This is a genomic window from Brevundimonas intermedia (assembly GCF_027922165.1).
GTDB classification, from domain to species: Bacteria; Pseudomonadota; Alphaproteobacteria; order Caulobacterales; family Caulobacteraceae; genus Brevundimonas; species Brevundimonas intermedia.
This window is the reverse complement of sequence record NZ_BSFD01000002.1, coordinates 109,042-129,805: the sequence shown is the minus strand read 5'-3', so window position 1 is coordinate 129,805 and position 20,764 is coordinate 109,042. Positions and strand designations below refer to the sequence as shown.

General features: G+C 68.0%; 17 protein-coding genes. 6 read left to right on the top strand and 11 right to left on the bottom strand.

Translation table 11 applies throughout. The features are described from left to right. Positions 1 to 52: 52 nt before the first annotated feature. The 9 genes from PKE72_RS03165 to PKE72_RS03125 all read right to left on the bottom strand — a co-directional run bounded on the left by PKE72_RS03165 (position 53) and on the right by PKE72_RS03125 (position 10,063). Positions 53 to 3,217, bottom strand: a complete 3,165-nt coding sequence (locus PKE72_RS03165; protein ID WP_271164021.1) for an efflux RND transporter permease subunit — start codon at positions 3,215 to 3,217, stop codon at positions 53 to 55. Positions 3,218 to 3,219: 2 nt separating this feature from the next. Then, positions 3,220 to 4,368: an efflux RND transporter periplasmic adaptor subunit gene (locus PKE72_RS03160; protein ID WP_271164020.1), complete on the bottom strand. Its 1,149-nt coding sequence runs from the start codon at positions 4,366 to 4,368 to the stop codon at positions 3,220 to 3,222. 105 nt (positions 4,369 to 4,473) lie between these two features. Beyond that, positions 4,474 to 4,815: a hypothetical protein gene (locus PKE72_RS03155; protein ID WP_271164019.1), complete on the bottom strand. Its 342-nt coding sequence runs from the start codon at positions 4,813 to 4,815 to the stop codon at positions 4,474 to 4,476. A gap of 401 nt (positions 4,816 to 5,216) precedes the next feature. Beyond that, positions 5,217 to 5,849, bottom strand: coding sequence for a methyltransferase family protein (locus PKE72_RS03150; protein WP_271164018.1), 633 nt, complete (start codon positions 5,847 to 5,849; stop codon positions 5,217 to 5,219). An 11-nt stretch (positions 5,850 to 5,860) separates the two neighbouring features. Continuing rightward, the gene (locus tag PKE72_RS03145; RefSeq protein WP_271164017.1) at positions 5,861 to 6,508 is read right to left on the bottom strand and encodes a tetratricopeptide repeat protein; all 648 of its coding nucleotides are present in this window, start codon (positions 6,506 to 6,508) and stop codon (positions 5,861 to 5,863) included. Between the two features lie 19 nt (positions 6,509 to 6,527). Then, a complete protein-coding gene (locus tag PKE72_RS03140) occupies positions 6,528 to 7,280 on the bottom strand; it encodes an SDR family NAD(P)-dependent oxidoreductase (RefSeq protein ID WP_271164016.1) in 753 nt (250 codons plus the stop codon). Continuing rightward, entirely contained in the window at positions 7,270 to 7,947 is a 678-nt protein-coding gene (locus PKE72_RS03135) for an iron-containing redox enzyme family protein (protein WP_271164015.1), read from the bottom strand. The genes PKE72_RS03140 and PKE72_RS03135 overlap by 11 nt, the downstream gene beginning before the upstream one ends. Positions 7,948 to 7,955: 8 nt before the next feature. Further along, positions 7,956 to 9,380: an AMP-binding protein gene (locus PKE72_RS03130; RefSeq protein ID WP_271164014.1), complete on the bottom strand. Its 1,425-nt coding sequence runs from the start codon at positions 9,378 to 9,380 to the stop codon at positions 7,956 to 7,958. Next, complete coding sequence (locus PKE72_RS03125; RefSeq protein ID WP_271164013.1) at positions 9,377 to 10,063, bottom strand: thermostable hemolysin; 687 nt, start codon at positions 10,061 to 10,063, stop codon at positions 9,377 to 9,379. Before PKE72_RS03125 ends, PKE72_RS03130 begins: the two co-directional genes overlap by 4 nt. 164 nt (positions 10,064 to 10,227) lie before the next feature. Between PKE72_RS03125 and PKE72_RS03120 the strand changes: the two genes are divergently transcribed. The 3 genes from PKE72_RS03120 (at position 10,228) to PKE72_RS03110 (ending at position 14,200) form a co-directional block, all read left to right on the top strand. Then, the gene (locus tag PKE72_RS03120; RefSeq protein ID WP_271164012.1) at positions 10,228 to 10,749 is read left to right on the top strand and encodes a sigma-70 family RNA polymerase sigma factor; all 522 of its coding nucleotides are present in this window, start codon (positions 10,228 to 10,230) and stop codon (positions 10,747 to 10,749) included. Between the two features lie 85 nt (positions 10,750 to 10,834). Then, the gene (locus PKE72_RS03115) at positions 10,835 to 11,806 is read left to right on the top strand and encodes a FecR family protein (RefSeq protein WP_271164011.1); all 972 of its coding nucleotides are present in this window, start codon (positions 10,835 to 10,837) and stop codon (positions 11,804 to 11,806) included. Positions 11,807 to 11,881: 75 nt separating this feature from the next. Next, complete coding sequence (locus PKE72_RS03110; RefSeq protein WP_271164010.1) at positions 11,882 to 14,200, top strand: TonB-dependent receptor; 2,319 nt, start codon at positions 11,882 to 11,884, stop codon at positions 14,198 to 14,200. Here PKE72_RS03110 and PKE72_RS03105 read toward each other — a convergent pair whose 3' ends face one another. Further along, complete coding sequence (locus PKE72_RS03105) at positions 14,201 to 14,890, bottom strand: VIT1/CCC1 transporter family protein (RefSeq protein WP_271164009.1); 690 nt, start codon at positions 14,888 to 14,890, stop codon at positions 14,201 to 14,203. A gap of 382 nt (positions 14,891 to 15,272) precedes the next feature. Next, on the bottom strand, positions 15,273 to 16,514 hold the full coding sequence (gene chrA / locus PKE72_RS03100; RefSeq protein ID WP_271164008.1) for a chromate efflux transporter: 1,242 nt from the start codon (positions 16,512 to 16,514) through the stop codon (positions 15,273 to 15,275). Positions 16,515 to 16,828: 314 nt separating this feature from the next. Here chrA and PKE72_RS03095 point away from each other — a divergent pair, with 314 nt between their 5' ends. The 3 genes from PKE72_RS03095 to kdpB all read left to right on the top strand — a co-directional run bounded on the left by PKE72_RS03095 (position 16,829) and on the right by kdpB (position 20,742). Further along, on the top strand, positions 16,829 to 16,915 hold the full coding sequence (locus PKE72_RS03095) for a potassium-transporting ATPase subunit F (RefSeq protein WP_373878073.1): 87 nt from the start codon (positions 16,829 to 16,831) through the stop codon (positions 16,913 to 16,915). A 17-nt stretch (positions 16,916 to 16,932) separates the two neighbouring features. Next, positions 16,933 to 18,642: a potassium-transporting ATPase subunit KdpA gene (gene kdpA / locus PKE72_RS03090; protein WP_271164006.1), complete on the top strand. Its 1,710-nt coding sequence runs from the start codon at positions 16,933 to 16,935 to the stop codon at positions 18,640 to 18,642. Positions 18,643 to 18,747: 105 nt separating this feature from the next. Continuing rightward, positions 18,748 to 20,742: a potassium-transporting ATPase subunit KdpB gene (gene kdpB / locus PKE72_RS03085; protein WP_271164005.1), complete on the top strand. Its 1,995-nt coding sequence runs from the start codon at positions 18,748 to 18,750 to the stop codon at positions 20,740 to 20,742. Positions 20,743 to 20,764: the final 22 nt, after the last annotated feature.

The window sequence follows — 20,764 nt, the reverse complement described above, 5'->3', positions numbered from 1 at the left end:
GATCAGTTCCCGATTCCGGAACATCGCACAGGCGTTCTTCATTCGCTTCAGGTCAATCGTGAGCCGTAGCGGATCGCCAACGTGCCGCGAGGACGGGCAAGACGATCAGTGTCAGGAGCGTGGCCGTGGTCAGCCCGCCGATGACGACCGTGGCCAGCGGCTTCTGCACCTCCGCCCCCGCGCCCGCCGCAAACGCCATGGGAACGAAGCCCAACACTGCGACCAGGGCCGTCGTCAGCACAGCGCGCAGACGGCTGACGGCGCCGTGAAGCGCCGCCTCGCCCGGGGGGACGCCCTCGGTCAGCCGCTGCCGGATGGCCTGCATCAGGACCAGGCCGTTCAGGGTGGCCACGCCCGACACGGCGATGAAGCCGACCGCCGCGCTGATGGACAGCGGCATCCCACGCACCGCCAGCGCCAGGGCGCCGCCGACCAAGGCCAGCGGCACGCCTGCAAAGACAAGGGCGGCGTCCTTCCACGACCGAAGCGCCAGCACCAGAAGTAGGCCGATGGTGAAGAAGACGATGGGCACGATCAGCGCCAGGCGGGCGGAGGCGCGCTGCAGGTTCTCGAACTGGCCCCCCCAGTCGATCCAGCCGGACAGCGGCGGCTGGACCTGATCGGCGACCTTCGATTGAGCCTCGGTGACAAAGCCGCCGAGGTCGCGACCGCGGACATTGGCCTGGACGATCATGCGACGTTTGCCGTCGGCTCGGCTGATCTGGTTCGGCCCTTCGGCCACGTCGAAGCGAGCGACCGAGGACAGGGGTACGGTCGGGGCGCCGGCCTGGGCGTTCTCCGGCATGACCGGCAGCTGCTCCATGACTGTGGGATCTGCGCGCAAGGCGTCGTCCAGCCTCACGACGACATCGAACCGCCGGTCGCCTTCGTTCACCTGACCCGCCGCGCGACCCGCGAAGGCGATGGCCAGGGCATCGGCGGCGTCCGAGGCGTGGACGCCCTGCGCCGCCGCCACGGTGCGATCGACGCTGGCCGTGATGGTCGGCTGGCCCGACACCTGTTCGACCCGGACGTCCGCCGCGCCCTCAATACCATTCAGGACGGTGGCGATCTGCTGGGCCGTGCGGTTCATGGCGGCGAAGTCGTCGCCGTAGATCATGACCGCCACGTCCGACCGGACCCCGGCGATCAGTTCGTTGAACCGCATCTCGATGGGCTGGGTGAACTCGTAACTGTTGCCCAGCAGGGTCGATAGTCGCACCTCCATGTCCGCCACCAGATCGGCCTTCGCCAGTCGCGGCTCGGGCCAGTCGCCGCGGTCCTTCAGGATGACGAAGGTGTCCGAGATCGACGGAGGCATGGGGTCCGACGCCACCTCGGCCGTGCCGGTGCGGGTGAAGACACGCTCGACCTGGGGCATGGCCTTAAGCGTGCGTTCGACCTGGAACTGCATCGCCTGGCTCTGTTCCAGCGAGGTCGAGGGTACGCGCAGGGCCTGGACCAGGACGTCGCCCTCGTCCAGTTGGGGCACGAACTCACGGCCCAGCGTCAGGAAGGCGATCACGCCCGCCAGCAGGGCGACCCCGGCGCTGGTCAGCACTAGCCGGGGCCGAGCGATGGCGCGCTCCAGCAGGGGCTGATAGCGGGCCTTGGCGGCGCGTGTCAGCCGAGTCTCTTCATGATCCGCCTTGGGCTCCTTGACCAGCAAGGCGGCCATGGCGGGCACGAAGGTGAAACTGAGGACGAAGGCGGCGGCCAGGGCCAGCATGACGGTGGCGGCCATGGGTCCGAACATCTTGCCCTCGACCCCTTCGAACATCAGCAGGGGCGCATAGACGAGCAGGATGATCGCCTGGCCAAAGGCGGCCGGCCGCGCCATCTCGCGCGCTGAGGCTGCGGCGACCGACAACCGTTCGGCGATGGTCAGGGGACGGCCCGTCTCGGTACGTTTCAACCCCAGGCGACGCAGGGTGTTCTCGATCACCACCACGGCGCCGTCGACGATCAGGCCGAAGTCCAGCGCCCCCAGGCTCAGCAGATTGGCGCTGATGCCGAACCGGTTCATCGCCGAGGCGGCGAACAGGAAGCTGAGCGGAATGACCAGGGCGGTGATGATCGCCGCCCGTACATTGCCCAGGGCGAAGAACAGCACGGCGACGACCAGCAGGGCGCCCAGCAGCAGGTTGTGCTCGACGGTGCGAATGGTCGCCTCGACCAGTTCGGTGCGGTCCAGTTCAGGTCGCAGGTTCACACCGGGCGGCAGGCTGGGGGCGATGGCTTTCAACCGTTCGCCAACGCGGTGCGCCACCTCGCGCGAGTTCTCGCCCTGCAGCATCAGGGCTGTGCCCACCACGGTCTCACGGCCGTCGGCGCTGGCGGACCCCAGGCGTGGGGCCCGGCCGATCTCGACGGTCGCCACGTCCGATACGCGGATCACCTGGCCGCCGCGGTTCAGGATGGGCGTCTGGGCCAGGTCGCTCAGGCTTTTCAGTCGGGCGTCGGCGCGGACGATATAGGCCTCCCCCCCGCGGTTGACGTAGCCCGCGCCGGCGATGCGATTGGCGTGCTCGAGCGCTTCGACCAGTTGCACCAGCCCGACGCCGTATGCGGCCAGCCGGCTGGGGTCTGGATGGACCGCGTATTCCTTCACATAGCCGCCCAGCACGTCCACGCCGGCGACGCCCGGTACGGTCTTCAGCTGCGGCGCGACGATCCAGTCCTGGACGGTGCGCAGATAGGTGGCCTTCTCCTGATCTGTGACCAGTCGCTCGCCTTCGGGCGTGACATAGACGGCCCCGGGCTTGGCCGCTGGGCCGGTCAGCTCAAGGGTCCAGATATAGACCTCGCCCAGGCCGGTCACGAGCGGGCCCATCGAGGGCGAGAGGCCCTCGGGCAGGTCTTCGCGTGCGCCCTGCAGCCGTTCGTTGATCAGGTTGCGGGCGAAGTAGATGTCGGTCGCGTCGGTGAAGACGGCGGTGATCTGCGAGAAGCCATGGCGCGACAGGGACCGGGTCTCGGTCAGGCCCGGCAGGCCGGCCAGCGCGGTCTCCAGCGGGAAGGTGACCTGGCTTTCGACCTCTTCGGGGCCGAGCGCCGGGGCGACGGTGGTGATCTGCACCTGCCGATTGGTGATGTCGGGCACGGCGTCGATGGGCAGGTGCAACAGCTCGCGTCCACCCAGCAAAGCCAGGACAGCGGCCAGGCCGACGACCAGCCAGCGGAAACGCACCGAGGCGTCGATGATCCGGTTCAGCATGATCAGTGTCCGTGCTCGGCTTCGCCCTTGGCCAGTTCGGCCTTGAGCAGGAAGGCGCCGGCCCCGGCGATGCGTTCGGACCCGGTCAGACCGGACACGATCTCGATACGACCGTCTGACGTCCGCCCGGTCACGACGGGCCGCGCGCGGAACCCGCTGCTCTCTTGCACGAAGACGGACGGCGACCCTTCTATGGTTTGCACCGCATCCAGCGGCACGACGGGTGTGCCCCTCCTCACGCCGGCCGAGACGCGGGCCGACACGACGGACCCCGCCGGGGACGTCTCAGCGGACGGCCGCGCGCGAACGATGACGACGCCGTTGGCATTGGCCGGGGCGATGGCGATGACGACGCCCGACACGACGCGCGATCCCGCGACCGTGCTTTCCAGCGTGTCGCCGACTTTTAGAACGGAGGCGGCTGAGGGCGGGGCTTCGAAGATAAGTTCGACGCGGCCCGGGTCAGCGACGGCGGCGACCTGCAAGGCCTCTTCATGCAATACTTGGCCGGGCGCGGCGCTCAGGCGGGTGACGACCCCGCCTATGGGGCTGCGCACGACTGTAAGGCCGTCGGACCCTGGCGCGCCGAAGGCGCCGACGCGGGCGCGGGCGGCGCGATGCTGGGCCTCCGCGCGACGCGTCTCGGCAGCGGTGACGTCCAGTCGTGCTTGCGAGACCCAGCCCTGTTCGAACAGGGTGCGGTCGCGGCGTTCGGCGGCGCGAGCCGCCTCGACCGTCGCACCTGCCGCGTCCGCGTCGGCGCGGGAGGCGGCGCCGTCCGGGCTTCGTACGGTGATCAATGGCGCACCGGCCGCCACGCGATCGCCTAGGCCGACATGGACCCGCACCACGGCGCCGCCCAGGGGGGCGTCGACCGCGGCCTCTGCGCCAGGCGCAAAGGCGACGCGACCGGGCAGCTTCAGTTCCGCCCCGCCGCCCCGTTGCACGGTGATGACGGAGACGCCGGCCCGCGCCGCCTCCTGGGGCGTCAGGGCGACGAAGGCCTCTTCGCCGGTCTCTTCGGCGTGACCCGCCTCGGCATGTCCGGCCTCGGCCGGGGGGCGGTCCAGAATGCGGGCGAAGCCAAAGCCCGCACCCAGGGCGATGATGACGGCGGCGCCGGTCATCAGCCAGTGTTTCTTCAAGGTCATGATCGATCCTCGCCCGGCGCACGGCCGGGCCCAGAGTTCAGGACGCGCGGCGTCTCCGCCACGCGCAGGGCTCAAGAAGGCCGGACGCCAGGTCTGGCCTCAGGATCAGGTTCTGGGAGGGCGCTCGGGACCGTCAGGCCGCCCAAGCGGAGAGGCGACGCTGTCGCTCCAGGCTTGTGGCTGGCCAAACAGGGCGACGAATCGCGGCGTCGCGACGTCGTTGGACACGGCGGAATGCGGCGCATGGCAACAGCCGTTGGCGCACGCCGGGCCGCAGTCGGGGCATTGGACGTCGTCGCCGGACGCCACCTCGGCGACCTGTGCGCTGGCCGGCGACTCCGCAGCGCAGGCGTGGGTTTCGAAAGCAGGCATGGCGAAAACCAGCGTCAGCAGCAGGGTGCTGACGAAGCCAAATCGACGGACGATTTCCCGCAAAGGCTTGACCATTGAGCTGCTCATATCACCAAAGATCAGCAAAGTCCTCGCTGCGAACGGAAGCGCTTCACTCGGCCGCGGAATCGAGGGAGGCGCCTTGTTAGGGCATAGGTGAGCGCTGCAGCGCATCCCGAAAGTCTTTTTCGATGGCCGAATGTCTGGTTCTGCCTGGATTTCGACGACCAATCTTGGCGACTAACGGTCGCTAGCGGTTTTGCGCCGCCCACGATTAGGCTTGCCGTTCCGACCGAGGACGACATCGGGAGGCGGTCATGCTTGTCGATCTCATGGTCATCCTCTCGCTTCTCTTGCCGAGCGTTCCGACCCGTTTGATGCTGATGGAAAGGCTGGGAGTGAGGGCGCGGATGGCTGGCCGGATGTAGCCGCTTCGCCCACGACGACCGACAATCGCCCTAGAACAGCCCGATCCGGAAACCGATCAGGCCTGTTGACTGCAGGTGTTCGATCCCTTCCATGACGGGAATAGCCGCCAGGAATGTCAGGCCGTCGCGGAGTGTGCGCACGAAGAAGGCCGGTCGAATCGACAGTTCTTCTGCATCTCGCCAGCGGGCAGGATTCGGCCAGAAGCGCGGTGTGCGGGCGCGATAGGCCGCATAGGTCGCTCCGAAATGTTCGGCCAACCACGCCTCTTCGCGGCTGACCGTGCGCAGGAAGATGAGGAAAGTCGCCAGGGCGAATATCGAGCCGATCACCAGACTGCCGGTCTGGGCGCCGACGCCGAAAGCGCCGATGAAGCTGAACACATAGAGCGGATTGCGGGTGATGGAGTAGGGGCCGCGATCGACGATTTCGGCCTTCTTGCGCCCACCGATATAGAGCGAGCACCAGGCGCGGCCGACGATGGCGATGACGATCAGCGAAAGACCCAGGGCCTCGACGCCTTCATGCCAGTCGCCATTGAAGGCGGCGACCGAATGTACGCTGGCCGTCAAGATCAGAAGGGCGACGAGCACCAGGCCGGCGAACCATTTTCGACGCCGCTGGACGATGTCGAGCGACAGGGCGACAGGGGGGTGGGGGACCATTCCGGCGTCGCTCAATGGTGCTGCTGTGCGCGGGCGAGCAGGGCGCGGGCCTCGGCCTTGCGACCGCGGTCGGCGGCGGCGCGGCCGGGACGGGCGGGCGCCTCTATTGCCTTTTGCAGATAGCGGGCGGCGCCGTCCCAGTCGTGCTCGCGCACCAGCAGATCGCCCATGAAGAAGTTGGCGTCGATGTCGTTGGGAGCCATGGTCAGACCGCGTTGGAGATAGTCTCGGGCACGCTGGCGATTGCCGAATCCGATCGGAGCGCTGGGCACCTGGGCGTAGAGCGAGCCTAGGCTGATGTAGACTGCGCCGTTCAGCGCGCGAGGATTGATGCGTTCGGCCTGCTCCAGCTGGGACCGGGCCTCACGTACCAGACCCAAAGCGCCTATGCCGCCTTTCAGCCCGGCCTCGGAGGCGGTGATGATCGCGTCCCAGACCAGGGGTTCGGCGCGGTCAGGGCACTGGGCGACGACGGCGTCGGCCTGTGTCTTCAGGCGCGCCATCTCGGCGGCGCGGACACCTTGGGGCGTTTCGAAGTTCACATGGTCCCAGGATTGCTGAAGGCCGCGCACGCGGTCGTCGCAGGCGTCAGCGTGGGCGACGGACGCCGCCGTCAGGGGGGCGGCCATCAGGGCCAGGGCGAGCAGGGCGGATTTCATGGCGTTTCTCCTTATTTCTTCAGCCGGCGAACAGGGCGCGGGCCTTCAGGTCGTTGGACTTCAGGGCGCCGTCGATCAGGCCGGGCGCCAGGGCGTTCAGCCGGACAAACAGGCTTTCGGGGAAGCCGATGTAGACGTCGCGGCGGTCGGCGCGGACAGCGGCGACGATGCGTTGTGCGATCTGGTCGGGATCGTCCACGGCCATGCCGGTCAGGCGGGCGTATTCGTCGACCTTGGCCGAATTGAACGGCGTCGCCACGGCGCGGGGCGCGACATAGGTGACGCCGACGCCCGTGCCCGTCAGTTCGCGACGCAGCGACTGGCTGAGTGCGCGCATCCCCGCCTTGGCGCTGGAATAGGTGGCGAAGTGGGCGAAGTTGATGGAGCCGAAGATCGAGCCGACATTGGCGATCTGGCCTCGTCGTCGGGCTTTCATATCGGGCAACACGGCCTGGGCCAGACGCGCGGGCGCCACCAGATTGACCATGTAGCTGGCCAGCAGGTGCTCGGGCGTCTGCTGCTCCAGCGGACCGAAATGCTGGATGCCGGCGATGTTGATGAGCATGTCCCAAGGCCGGGCGCCGGCCTGCGCCGCGACGGCCTCAAGGCCTTGCGATGTCGAGAGGTCGCCCACCAGGGTCTGACGACCGGCGACCGGCGCGCGGGCGACGATGACGACGCGGCCGCCCTCGCTTTCGATCTGCTGCACCACGCGGCGGCCCAGGGCGCCCGAGCCGCCGGTGATCAGGATGTCGCGATCCTTAAACCGCATCGACCGTCTCCCGGGCCGTAAAGTGGGGGATGGAGGCGAAGACGCCGCCGAACAGGCCGAACATCACCTTGGCCATATGGACGATGGCGGCGCGGTCCCGAGTGTCGGACACCCCGTCGAGCAGTTGTTTCAGGAACAGGATGTGGTCCTGGTCCAGGGCGCCGTGGGAGACCAGATAGGTGAAGGCGGCAGGCGGCAGGCCTAGGCTTTTCTGCACCGCGTCAGCCCCGACGCTGGCCAGCTGGATGCTGGTTCCTTCCAGCACATAGACCATGCCGAAGAAGGCCATCGGATTGATCCGCTGGATCGTGTCGTAGGCATAGGCGACCATCAGTTCGGTCGCGACGTTGGGCCCGTCCCGCACCGTCTGATCGGGATCGCCGCCTGCGGCGCGGATGTCGTTCAGGATCCACTGCTCATGGCCGGTTTCCTCGGCGATATAGTCGTCGAGCGCGGTCTTGAAGACGGCGTGGTCGTCGTCCAGGCGGGCGCGGGCGGCCTGCATCAGCGGGACCGTGTGGCTGACGTGATGATAGGCCTGGGCCAGATAGGCGACATAGGTGTCGCGGCTGATCCGGCCGGCCAGGCCGTCGCGGATCTGGGGAATGGCGGCGAAGGCGGCGCGTTCTGGGGCGGTCGCGCCGACCAACTCATCGAAAAAGGACATGTGAACTCTCAGGCGGCTTCGGAATGGGAGGGCGCGTAGGCGCGGCGAAGGGTCTCGCGACGCGGACGACCGTTGGCGGTCACCTGGCCGGCGGCCGGATCGAAAGGCTGGACCAGACGCCAGTCGGTGACGTGGGCGTAGTGCGGCAGACGCGCATTGGCGCGGGTCACGGCGGCCTCGACCTGAGCCGGGTCAACGCCGGGCATCGGCACGATCAAGGCCGACAGGGCGGCCTGCGCCTCGCCCATCACCATGGCTTGAAGGATCTGAGGCTCGGCCAGAAGCTCGCTCTCGACCCATTCGGGCGCGACGTTGCGGCCGAAGGCGGTGATCAGGGTGTTGGCCTTGCGGCCCGCGATCCTTAGCCGCCCGTCGGCGTCGAAGCTGCCGATGTCGCCGGTGCGAAGCATCTCGGGCGCGGGCTCACCGCCGACGTAGCCGAGGAAGAGATGCGGCGAGACCAGGATTTCCCCGTCTTCGGCCAGGGCGACCGTCAGATGGGGCAGGGGCCGACCCACGGCGCCGGGACGGGCGTCGTCGGGGGTGTTCAGGGCGACGACCGAAGCGCATTCGCTGAGACCATAGCCTTCGACCACGGGCAGGCCGACAGTCTCGGCCGCCTCCAGCAGGGTCGGAGCGACGCGCGCGCCCCCAACCGCGATCATCTCCAGCCGATGATCCAGCCGCATCGCGCCCTGGGCCGCGATCAGGCCGCGCAGCAGTTCGGGCACCAGGATCAGGGTCGTCGCGCCGGTCTGGGCCACGGTGGTCAGCAGGCGTGCGACGTCGGGGCGGAAGGCCTCGCCCATGCCGACTTCGGAAAGGCCGGCCGCATGATAGCGCCCGCCGGCCAGCAAGGTGGCGTAGAGACCGGCGACATTCTCGAGCAGCACCGCGAGAGGCAGGACCGGCAGGTGCAGCCCCGCGCGATCCCGGCCCAGCACCGCGACCAAGGAGGCGGCGACCGCCTCCATCTGGTTCTGCGACAGGCACACGCCCTTTGGCGCGCCGGTCGAGCCGGAGGTGTAGGTGATCTTGGCCGTGCCGGGGTGGAGCGCGCGCGAAGGCAGGCCGGTCGGCGTGAGGCGAACATGTCCGCCTTCCATCGCCATGTCGTCGGGTCCGCCCAATGTGATCAGCAGGCCAGCGCCGGCGTCCGCCAAGGCGTGATCGCGCTGGGCGGCCGTGAAGAAGGGCGGGATCGGCACGCTGGGGCGCTGGGTTAGCGCGAGGGCCAGATCGACGATGACCCAGGCGGGGCCGTTGTCCAGCAGAACGCCGACAGGCGAGCCGTCGTCGGCGAGCTTTGCGGCCATACGGCCGACCTCGGCCAGGAGCTCGGCGGCTGTCAGCGATCCGCCGCTCCAACTGACGACGACATCGTCGGGCGTCGTGCGGGCGCGATGCGACAGGGCGTCCAGAACGGCGCTCATGAGCGATCCTCGTAGTGAAGGCGGGTGCGGACTGCGCGCCCGACCGGGTCGGTTTCGGAGAAATGGTCCAGCGGGTCGGTCGCGGCGTCGATCGACCCGGCTAGCACGACGGGGTCGGCCTGATAGTAGGCGCCCCAACTGCCGCCGCCGTCCGCCAGCCTTTCAGGATCGGCTCGGGCGAGTTGAAGCGCGCCCAGACCGGCCTTGTAGAAGATGCGTCGCAGTTCGTCGGTGGCGGTGGCGACGGCGAACCTCAGCCCCGCCGTCTGCAGGTGATGCGCCATGGCCGCGAACAGAAAGACCGTCGCGCCGCGTCCGCTGGAGGCCAGGCTGCCGATCTCAACCACCTGAGCGCGGGCAATGACGGCGCCGACGGCCTGACCCAGCACCGCCTCGACCGGGCCGTCCAGATATTGTTCGAGATAGAGGGGCGCTTCCGCCGCATGCCGAAAGCCGACGGCGGCGTAGATGACGCCCGCCTCGTCCTGCACGCTCATCAAGGTGGGGAAGTGGGCCTGGATTTGACCGCCGTAGGCCTTGGCGTAGGCGGCCTCGATGAATTGTTCGACACGGCGTCGCTCTTGTCTGCACGGGTCGTCGAAGCGGATGATGCGCGACGACAGGGTCCGGCGTGATCGGCGCCGGGCGGGATCGGCGTCTTGGGGCGAGCGGAGTGGAAACATACGGGCCTCGGACCAAAGGGTCTGTGGGCCAGAGACGACGCCACGCGGCGGCTCCCACAAAAAAATCTTCCGAGGCCGCAAACGCGGTTGCCGCAGGCGGCGCAGCGACCCACCATGCGCCGGTGAACTCTCCCCCTGGCCCCTCGCAAAACGACCCGAGCCCGATGGCTCGACAGGGGCTGGCGGACGCTTGGCTTGAGGCGCGGCCGGCGCTGGTCCGCTTCCTCACGGCGCGCACCGGGTCTTCCGCCACGGCCGAAGATTTGGCGCAGGATGTTTGGCTACGGCTCCAGTCGATGACGGACGATGCGGCGGCCGAGGTGCGTCACCCACAGGCCTTCCTCTATCGCATGGCGGCCAACCTGGCCCTGGACGCCTCAAAGGCGCAGCGTCGTGCGGGGGCTCGCGATCTGGAATGGCGCCGCGCTGCGGTCGTCGACGACGCCGGAGACGCTGAAGACGCGCCATCGGCCGAGGACGCGGTCTGGGCGCGGCTGAAGCTGGAGAAGGTCGTCGCCGCCATCGACCGGATGCCGCCCAAAGCCGCGGAGGCTTTTCGTCTGCACAAGATGGCCGGACTGAGCCAGGCCGAGGTGGCCGAGCGGATGGGCGTGTCGCGCAGCGCCGTCGAGAAATATATCTCGGCCTCTCTAAAAGACCTGCTGCTCAGGGTCGGTTGGCCATGAAGACGCGATTTCGCCATTTTTCATTGAGGGTGCGGCGCGACCGCGTCGTCTCTCCCTCGAAGCCCCTTCGGGCCCGGACCGGATCATGACCCAGGACGCCGTCATCAAGGACGAGGAGATCGCCGCCCAGGCCGCCGCCTGGGTCGTGCGTCTGCGCGCCGATGACGTGACGGTCGAAGACTTGGACGCGGCCGCAGCCTGGCTGAGTGCAGACCTTGCCCATCGTCGCGCCTTCGATGAGGCTGAGGGGCTTTGGGCGGCGACGGATCACCTGGTCCACGCCCAAGCCTCGCCCGTGGTCGATCTGGCGGCTCATCGCGAGCGCCGTAAGGGCATCGACCGGCGTTGGATGGTTGCGGCCCCGGCGATGGCGGCTGCGCTCGCGGCGGCCGTGTTCCTGGCGCCTCTGCTGCAGTCGGCGCCGACCGTCGTCTATCAGACTGCGCCCGGCGAAACCCGGACGGTGGCGTTGGAGGATGGATCGCGGCTTCAGATCAATGGCGGATCGACCCTGTCGGTGAAGATGGAACTGGGAAGGCGGCTGGTGCACATGGATCAGGCCGAGGCGGTGTTCGATGTCGCGCACGACGCCGGGCGGCCCTTCCTGATCGATGTCGGTGAAAGCCAGGTCCGGGTGGTCGGCACGGCCTTCAACATCCGCCGGTCGGCCCAGGAGACGGAGGTCTCGGTGCTGCGCGGGGTCGTGGAAGTCGGCGATCTGGACCGGTCCGGTCGCAAGGTTCGGCTCACGGTGGGTCAGGCGGTTCGACGCGCCGACGCCGACGATCGGATGACTGTGGCGCCGGTCGATGTCCGCACTGCCGCCGCCTGGACTCGGGGGCGGCGCGCATATGACGATAAACCGTTGAGCGAGATCGCCGCCGATCTCAGCCGGGCCTTCGCCACGCCGGTGACGGTGGCGCCGGATGCGGCGAACCTGCGCTTCTCCGGTGTGCTGGTGCTGGACGACGAAACGGCGGTGATCGGCCGGCTCGAGCGCTTCCTGCCCATCAAGGCGACTCGCGGGCCGCAGGGGGTTCGTCTAGAACGACGTTGAACCCGCTTCGGACGTCGCCCCTTGGTAAGAGCCAGTTTCAGCGCCCTCGTCTTCGTTTTAGGAGCGGCGGCGCCTATGGCGGCCCAGGCCCAGGATCATTCGCGGGTCGAGGTGTCGGTGGCGCCGCAGCCGCTGCGGACCGCCCTGCTCGACTTCGGACTTCAAGCGGGTGTCAACATCGACGTGTCAGGCGCCGAGCGGTGCGGTCCCAGCCGGGGCGTTCGCGGGCGCCTGTCCCTCGACGCCGCTCTGTCCCGACTGACGCTGGGCACACACTGCGTCGCCAGCCGAGTCGGCGTCGGAGCCTGGCGGATCGTCCGTCTCGCGTCGCCTGCGCCCGTCGTGACGCGGCCCGTTCCAGCGGCGCCCGCCGCCCTTCCGACGATGCTGGACGAGGTCGTGGTGACCGCTGCCCGGACCGACAATCTGCTGTTGTCGCGCGCGCCCTACGGCCTGTCCTCGCTTGACGGCGTGATGCTGGAGCGGGCGGGGGCGACCGACCTCAGTGACGTCGCCGCGCGCGTGTCCGGGCTGACGGTGACGAACCTGGGACCGGGGCGCGACAAGGTGTTTATTCGCGGCATGGCGGACGGCCCGGTGGCGGGGCAGGCGCAGAGCCTCGTCGGTCTGTATCTCGACGATGTCCGTCTGACCTATGACGCGCCCGACCCGGCATTGAGGCTTGCCGACATCGAACGGGTCGAGGTGTTGCGAGGGCCGCAAGGCGCCCTCTATGGCGCGGGCTCCATGGGCGGAGTGGTGCAGGTGGTGACCCGAGCGCCGGACCTCGGCGGCGTCTACGGACGCGCCACGATAGAATCGGCTCTGACATCCGGCGGCGCGTCCAGCGATGCGGTCGAACTGATGATCAATGCGCCGGTGTTGAGCGACCGTCTCGCCGTGCGGCTGGTCGGCTATGACGAGACCGTCGGCGGCTATGTCGATGATCTGGCCCTGGGCCTACAGAACAGTGGCGGCATGCACCGCCAGGGCTTGAGAGCTGCGGCCCTGTGGAGCGTCAGTCCGGCCTGGACCCTGCGGGCGGGTTTTCTGGCCCAGACCCTCGATATCGACGACAGTCAGTATGCGACTCTGGGGGGCGACGCCCGCTACGCCCGGCGTCGCAGCCTGAGGGAGCCCAGCCGTAACGACTTCGACGGGGTCTGGGGCTCGGTGAACGGGGACCTGGGCTGGGCGCGCCTGCGCGCGTCTTCCAGCGTTCAGTCGCACGGACTGGACGCCCGTTACGATGCGACCCCTGCGGCGGCGATGTTCGGCCTAGCGGGTACGGCGGCTCTGGATCAATCCGACGATCTGTCGGCTTCCGTGCATGAGATTCGTCTCAACGGTGATCGGGGCGCGCGCCTGAGCTGGAGCGTGGGACTCTTCTTTTCGGAATATACCCATAACCGGACCGTTGCGGTGTCGGACGGACAGGGCGGAACTGCGGTCCTCATCCAGCATCGCCGCGACCACGTCGACGAAGCCGCCCTGTTCGGCGATGCGGTCTATCGCTTGGCCGACCATGTGAAGCTTACCGTCGGCGCCCGCCTGTTTCGCATCGGCGTCGAGCATAGCAGCGAGACCGAGGGGGCGCTGGAAAGGTTCGCGGGCGACGAGGCCCTGGTCGATATCGCCCCGCGTCTGGTGCTGGAATACGATCAAGGACCCTTCGTCTTCTACGCCCTGGCGACGGAGGGCTATCGCGGACCGGGCTTCAACGCGGGAACACTCGGCGATGGCGGTCAGCAGCCTGCGCGCAAGGTCCGGTCCGACGAGATGGTCGCCGGCGAGCTGGGCGCGCGCTTCCGTCTTCTGAACGGGCGGCTGCGGGGACGCGCCGCCGTCTTCGTCGCGAATTGGAGCGACATCCAGTCTGACCGCTTCGATGCGCGAGGCCTGCCCTTCACCGCCAATCTCGGGGACGGGCGGAACTCGGGAATTGAAGGCGAAATGGAGTGGCGGCTTGGGGGCTGGACCCTGGATGGCCACGCGGTGGTCAATGATCCCGAACTGACGCGGCCCGATCCGGCCTTCGCCCTGGGGTCAGACACCCGTCTGCCGGCCGTCGCCGACTTCAGCGTCCAGGCCGGTCTGGTCCATGAGGCCCGGCTGGCGCGCGCGACCGTGCGCTCCGAACTGCGCCTGGGCTATGTCGGCCCCACCGATATCGCCCTGTCGCCGACATCGGTCGGGGCTTCGGCCGGCTATCTGACCAGCCGGCTCGGCGTCAACGCCGAGATCGGCCGTTGGGGCGTTCGGGCGTCCATCGACAATCTGTTCGATCGCAGCGACGACACCTTCGCCTTCGGCAATCCCTTCTACGCCTCTGGCGACATCAGCACGCCGCAAAGGCCGGTCACCGCACGTCTGGCGCTGACGGCGCGGTTCTGATCAGGCCGCGACGCCGAACATCCGGCCCACACCGGCGGTTATGGCCATCGCGAGCGCGCCCCAAAAGACCACGCGAACGACGGACCGTCCGACCGGCGCGCCTCCGACCCTTGCCCCCAAGGCGCCCAGTACGGCCAAGCCTATCAGCGCCGACCCTGCGACCCAGAGAGACAAATCTGGCATAGGGGCGACGGCCGCGACGATCAGCGGCAGCGCCGCGCCTGCCGAGAACGTCACGGCCGAGGTCAACGCCGCTTGGATGGGGCGCGCAGTGGTGATTTCGGAAATGCCCAACTCGTCACGCGCGTGGGCGCCGAGAGCGTCATGGGTCATCATCTGCTGCGCCACCTCGGCCGCCAGCTCCGGGGCCACCCCGCGCCCGACGTATATTCCGGCCAGTTCTCGCAGCTCCGCGTCGTGATCGCCGGCAAGCTCGGTCGCCTCGCGAGCCAGATCGGCCTTCTCGGTGTCCGACTGAGAGCTGACGGAGACATATTCCCCGGCCGCCATCGACATCGCCCCCGCCGCAAGTCCAGCGATCCCGGCGACAAGAATGCCGCCATGACTGGCCGCCGCCGCCGCAACCCCGACCACCAGACTGGCGGTGGACACCAGCCCGTCGTTGGCGCCGAGCACCGCCGCCCTAAGCCAGCCGACGCGATCGACCCGATGGGATTCTCTGTGAGCCATCTGAGTTCCCGCTCTAATACCTAAGCACGCAATTGAGGATGGAATTGCGAGGCTTGCGAGCCTTGTTTCGGGCGTTATAGCATAACGGTTTGTGGGTTGGGGAAGAGATGTGAAATTCGCGCCGTTCGGGCTTACGGCGCTTTTGCTGATCTCGACTACTTCCCGAGCGTTCAAGAGGACCAGCAGCAGGTCAATGTGGGGGTGGACGGCGTAGCCCGAACTGTGGTGTCCGACCGGGATCAACCGCCCAGACGGTCCGATTCTAGCCGCGTCGCGCCCATACCGCCATGATCCCGGCCCCATACAAGAGTGGGCCATGCTGTGGACATGACTCCCGGGGCGACGCCCCGCGCCTTGGCCGTCGAAACACTCTGACGCGTGCTCAGACGCGGAGAAGCAGGACCCCGACCAAGCCTGCCGCCGCAAGGATGACCGGCGGCGCGAGCTTGCTCTTCCAGAACCAGTTGGCAGTGAAGGCCGCCGCGAGGATCGTCCCCAGAACCGCAGTCTGGCTCAACGGTGTGAAGAGGCTGATGACCAGTTGCAGCGCGGTGACGGCGATCAGGCCGACGACGCCGGCCGCGACGCCTTCCAGCAGGGCCTTCACGCCATCCATCTCGACGACCGCCTCCAGTCGATCATAGAAGACCAGGGAGAAGGCGAAAGCGGGCATGAAGACGCCGGCGGTGATGGCGAGCGCGCCGAGCGGACCTCCGGCGACATAGCCGACGAAGGTCGAAAAGATGATCAGCGGCGCGGGCAGAACGCCGGACAGGGCGAGACCGTCGAGGAACTGCCCGTCTCCCATCCAGCCCTGGGCAGTGGCGTCGTTGCGCAGGAACGGGATGGCGGTATAGGCGCCGCCGAAGGTCAGGAGCCCGGCCTTCAGCCCCGACAGGAACAGGATCCATGGGGCCACGGCCCCCGGGGAGGTGACGACGAAATCGAGCGACGCCCTGGCGATGGGGCCTGGCGCCGACAGTCGGGCGGCGACAGCGACGGCCACGACGAGGGCGGCTATGCCGAGCGCCCATCCTCGCCGACCCGAGACCGCCAGGGCGTAGGCGATCCCTGCGGCGGGTAGGGTGATCCAGAAGCTGACGCCGGCCAGGGTGGCGGCGGCGCAGGCGAGGCCTACGCCCGACAGCCAGCGGTCGATGAGGATATGCTGTCCGATCCGGTGGACGGCCCGCAGGATCAGGGCGACCACAGCGGCCTGAACACCGAGGAAACCGGCGCCGATCCAGGCGTTGTCGAAGTCGATGCGGAAGTAGAGCCACGACAGGATCATCATCAGCACAAAGCCCGGCAACATGAAGCCGAGTCCCGCCAAGACCCCGCCCCATCGTCCCTTGGCTCTCATGCCGAGATGGACGCAGAGCTCGTGGGCCTCAGGTCCCGGCAATACCTGCATGACCGCCAGCAGCCGGTTGAATCGTTGGCCGGACATCCAGGCTTCTTCTTCGACCAGTTCGCGACGAAGCATGGCGATCTGGGCGACCGGGCCGCCGAAGGCCAGGGCTCCGAACTTCAGAAAGCGCAGGAACAGGGCGCTGTATGACAGCGGAGGCGGGGACGGCTCGGGTTGGACGAGGTTTGGGTCAGGCGGGGAAGGATGAGACATGCTCGCGCTCCTTGCCGCACGAAAGTGCGGATGGAGCGGGACTTGGACGGCCGGAGCCGCCGACTCCGGGCGCCCGCAAAGGCCCGGACCTTCCTCTTATCTGAAATTCCTCGTTCTAGAAGAGGGGGGATTTTATGAATCCTTTACGCCCACGGCGGGGACTCATATCGCGCCATTATGCGCCTGCGTGGTCCTGTCCCGCTCCAACTTGAGCGTGAGGAGGCCGGTATGGCCGACGTGATTTTTCTGGCGGTCGGGGCGGCGGCGTTCATCGCCTTCGCTGTGCTCGCCGCAGCATTGAAGCGGGTGTGACGATGATGATCGCCATGCTCTGGGGGGCGGGGGCGCTGGTCGTCGCCGTCTATATGGTCGCGGCTTTGCTGCGGCCCGAGCGGTTCTAAGGACCGGGACTGAACTCATGAACATTCAAGGATGGGGCGAGATCGCCCTGACCCTTGGGCTCGCCGTTCTGCTCGGCTGGCCCATCGGCATTTATATGTCGCGCGTCTGGAACGGCGAGCGGACCTGGCTGGATCCGGTGCTGAAGCCGGTGGAGGCTGTCTTCTATGGCGCGGCCGGCGTCGATCCGAAGCGCAGCCAGGGCTGGCTGGGCTATGCCGGCGCCCTGCTGGCCTTCAACCTGGCGGGCTTCGTGCTGCTGTACGCCATCCTGCGGCTGCAGGGCGTGCTGCCGCTGAACCCGCAGGGATTCGCGGGCGTCTCGCCGCACCTGGCCTTCAACACCGCCGTCAGCTTCGTCACCAACACCAACTGGCAGAGCTATGGCGGCGAGGCGACGATGTCGACCTTCAGTCAGATGGTCGGGCTGACGGTGCAGAACTTCGTCTCGGCCGCGACCGGCGCCACCATTGCCGCGGCGCTGGCGCGGGGCTTCGTGGCCCATCGCGGAGAGGGCGTCGGCAACTTCTGGGCCGACCTGACGCGGACCACCCTCTATGTCCTGCTGCCCGCCGCCTTCGTGCTGGCGGTCGTTCTGGCCGGTCTGGGAATTGTGCAGAGCCTGGCGGCCAACGTTCAGGCCACGGGCGTCGAGGGCGGAACCCAGACCCTGCCGTTGTTCCCGGCGGCCAGCCAGGTCGCCATCAAACAATTGGGCATCAACGGCGGCGGCGTGTTCAACGTCAACGGCGCGCATCCGTTCGAGAATCCGTCGCCTCTGACCAATCTGATCACCGCCGTGGCGATCAACGTCATGGGCTGGGCCGCCTTCTTCGCCTTTGGCCGCACGGCCCTGGCGGGGCGGGACATCAAGGCCCTGGCGACGGCGGCCGTCATCATCCTGACTGTGTCGAGCGCGGCCATGTACGCCATTGAGACTCAGCCGGCTCCGGCCTTGGTCGCGGCCCATGTGGACGCTTCGGCCAATATGGAGGGCAAGGAGGTCCGCTTCGGCGTTCCCGCCTCCACTATCTGGTCCGTCGTCACCACCGGCGCCTCGAACGGCTCGGTCAACGCCATGCACGCCAGCTTCATGCCTCTGGGCGGCGGGCTACAGATGTTTCTGATGCAACTGGGCGAGATCCTGCCCGGCGGGATCGGGTCGGGCATCGCCATCATGGTGGTCATGGCCCTCCTGTCGGTCTTCGTCGCCGGTCTGATGGTCGGACGGACGCCCGAATATCTGGGCAAGAAGATCGAGGCGCGCGAGATCCAGTTCGCCATGATCGCGGTGCTGGTGCTGCCGCTGGCCATCCTGGGCTTCTCGGCGGTCAGTGCGGTGTTCCCCACCGCCTTGGCGGGGCTGCTGAACGACGGCCCGCATGGCCTTTCGGAGATCCTCTACGCCTACACCTCGGCGGCGGCGAACAACGGCTCGGCCTTTGCGGGTTTGACCGCCAACGCCCCCTGGTGGAACACGACCCTGGGGCTGGGGATGCTGTTCGGGCGGTTCATTCCGGCCGTCGCCGTTCTGGCCATCGCCGGCAGTCTGGTCGTCAAGCCCAAGCTTGCGCCCAGCGCCGGCGCCCTGCCCACCGACAACGGCCTGTTCATCGGCCTGCTGATCGGCGTGATCCTCATCCTCGGCGGCCTGCAGTTCCTGCCCGCCCTCGCCCTGGGACCGATCGTCGAGCACTTCCAGGTGCTCGCGGCGGTCGCCGGCGCCTGATCCTTCGGACATCCTGACATGACACAAATCACATTGGATCCACGCGGGGGGGACCCACGCGAGGGCGGCCGTACGTCGCCCCTCGCGGGCGGTCTCTCCGGGGCGATGATCGGGCGCGCCGTCGGCGACGCCTTCGTCAAGCTGAACCCGGTCAAACTGGTCAAGAACCCTGTGATCTTCACCACCTGGATCGTGGCCCTTCTGTCCACGATCTCGGCGGCGGCGGCCATGGCCGGCGGTCAGTCGGCGGGCTTTGCGGTGCAGCTGGCGCTGTGGCTGTGGGCCACGGTCCTGTTCGCCAATGTCGCCGAAAGCGTCGCCGAAGGGCGGGGCAAGGCGGCGGCGGATTCCTTGCGCGCCACTCGCGTCACGACCAAAGCCAAGCTGATCGTCGACCCCGAGACCGGCACGGTGATCCCGACCAATGCGTCGGATCTTGAGATCGGATCCATCATTCTGGTCGAGGCTGGCGACGTGATCGCCTCGGACGGCGAGATTATCGAGGGCGTGGCCTCGGTCAACGAGGCCGCCATCACCGGCGAGAGCGCGCCGGTGATCCGCGAAAGCGGTGGCGACCGTTCGGCCGTGACCGGCGGCACCACCGTGGTGTCCGACTGGATCAAGGTGCGGATCACGGCCAAGCCGGGCTCGACCTTCCTCGACCGCATGATCGCCATGGTCGAGGGCGCGGATCGACGCAAGACGCCGAACGAACTGGCCCTGGCCGTGTTGCTGGCCGGCCTGACCCTGGTCTTCCTGATCGCGGTCGTGACCCTGGTCGGTCTGGGCGCCTATTCGGGCGTCGATCTGGACCCGATGGTGCTGGGCGCCCTGTTCATCACCCTGATCCCGACCACGATCGGGGGACTGCTGTCCGCCGTCGGCATCGCCGGCATGGACCGGTTGCTGAAGGTCAATGTGCTGGCCACCTCGGGCCGTGCGGTGGAGGCTGCAGGCGACGTCGACACCCTGCTGCTCGACAAGACCGGCACCATCACCTTCGGCAACCGCATGGCGACCGAGGTCATTCCGGTTCCCGGCGTGCGTCCGGAAGCCGCCCTGGCCGCCGCCGTCATGGCGTCCCTGGCCGACGAGACGCCCGAGGGCCGCTCAATCGTCGAACTGGGCCGCAACGCCGGCATCTCGGTCGAACAACCGGCCGGCGCCATGCCCATCCCCTTCACCGCCGTCACCCGCCAGTCGGGCCTGGACGTCGGCAAGGACGGCTGGCGCAAGGGCGCAGTCGATGCGGTGCTTAAGGATCTGAACCTGTCCGACGGCTCGACCCCGGCCGAGTTCCGCCAGGCCGTGGACCGGATCGCCCGCTCGGGCGGCACGCCTCTGGCCGTCACCCAGAACGGCGTGCTGGTGGGCGTCATCCATCTGAAGGACGTGGTCAAGCCGGGCGTGAAGGCGCGCTTCGCCGACCTGCGCCGGATGGGCCTGCGGACCGTCATGATCACCGGCGACAATCCGGTCACGGCCGCCGCCATCGCGTCGGAAGCCGGGGTGGACGACTACCTCGCCGAGGCCACGCCCGAGGACAAGATGCGGCTGATCAAGGCCGAACAGGCCAAGGGCCGTCTGGTCGCCATGTGCGGCGACGGCGCCAATGACGCCCCCGCCCTGGCCCAGGCCGACGTCGGCGTGGCCATGCAGACCGGCGCCCAGGCCGCCCGCGAGGCCGGCAACATGGTCGATCTGGACAGCGACCCAACCAAGGTCATCGAGATCGTCGAGGTCGGCAAGCAACTGTTGATCACGCGGGGCGCCCTGACCACCTTCTCGGTCGCCAACGACGTGGCCAAGTATTTCGCCATCATCCCGGCGATGTTTGTGGTCGCCCTGCCGTCGCTCGGCGCGCTGAACGTCATGGGGCTGCACAGTCCCGAGAGCGCCATTCTGTCGGCGGTTATCTTCAACGCCCTGGTCATCGTCGCCCTGATCCCGCTGGCGCTGAAGGGCGTCAAATACCGGGCCATCGGCGCCGGCGCCCTGCTGGGTCGTAACCTGTTGATCTACGGCCTGGGCGGTCTGATCGCCCCGTTCGTCGGCATCAAGCTGATCGACCTCGTCATTTCCGCGCTGGGCCTGGCCTGATGCGCGCTTCCAAGGATATCTC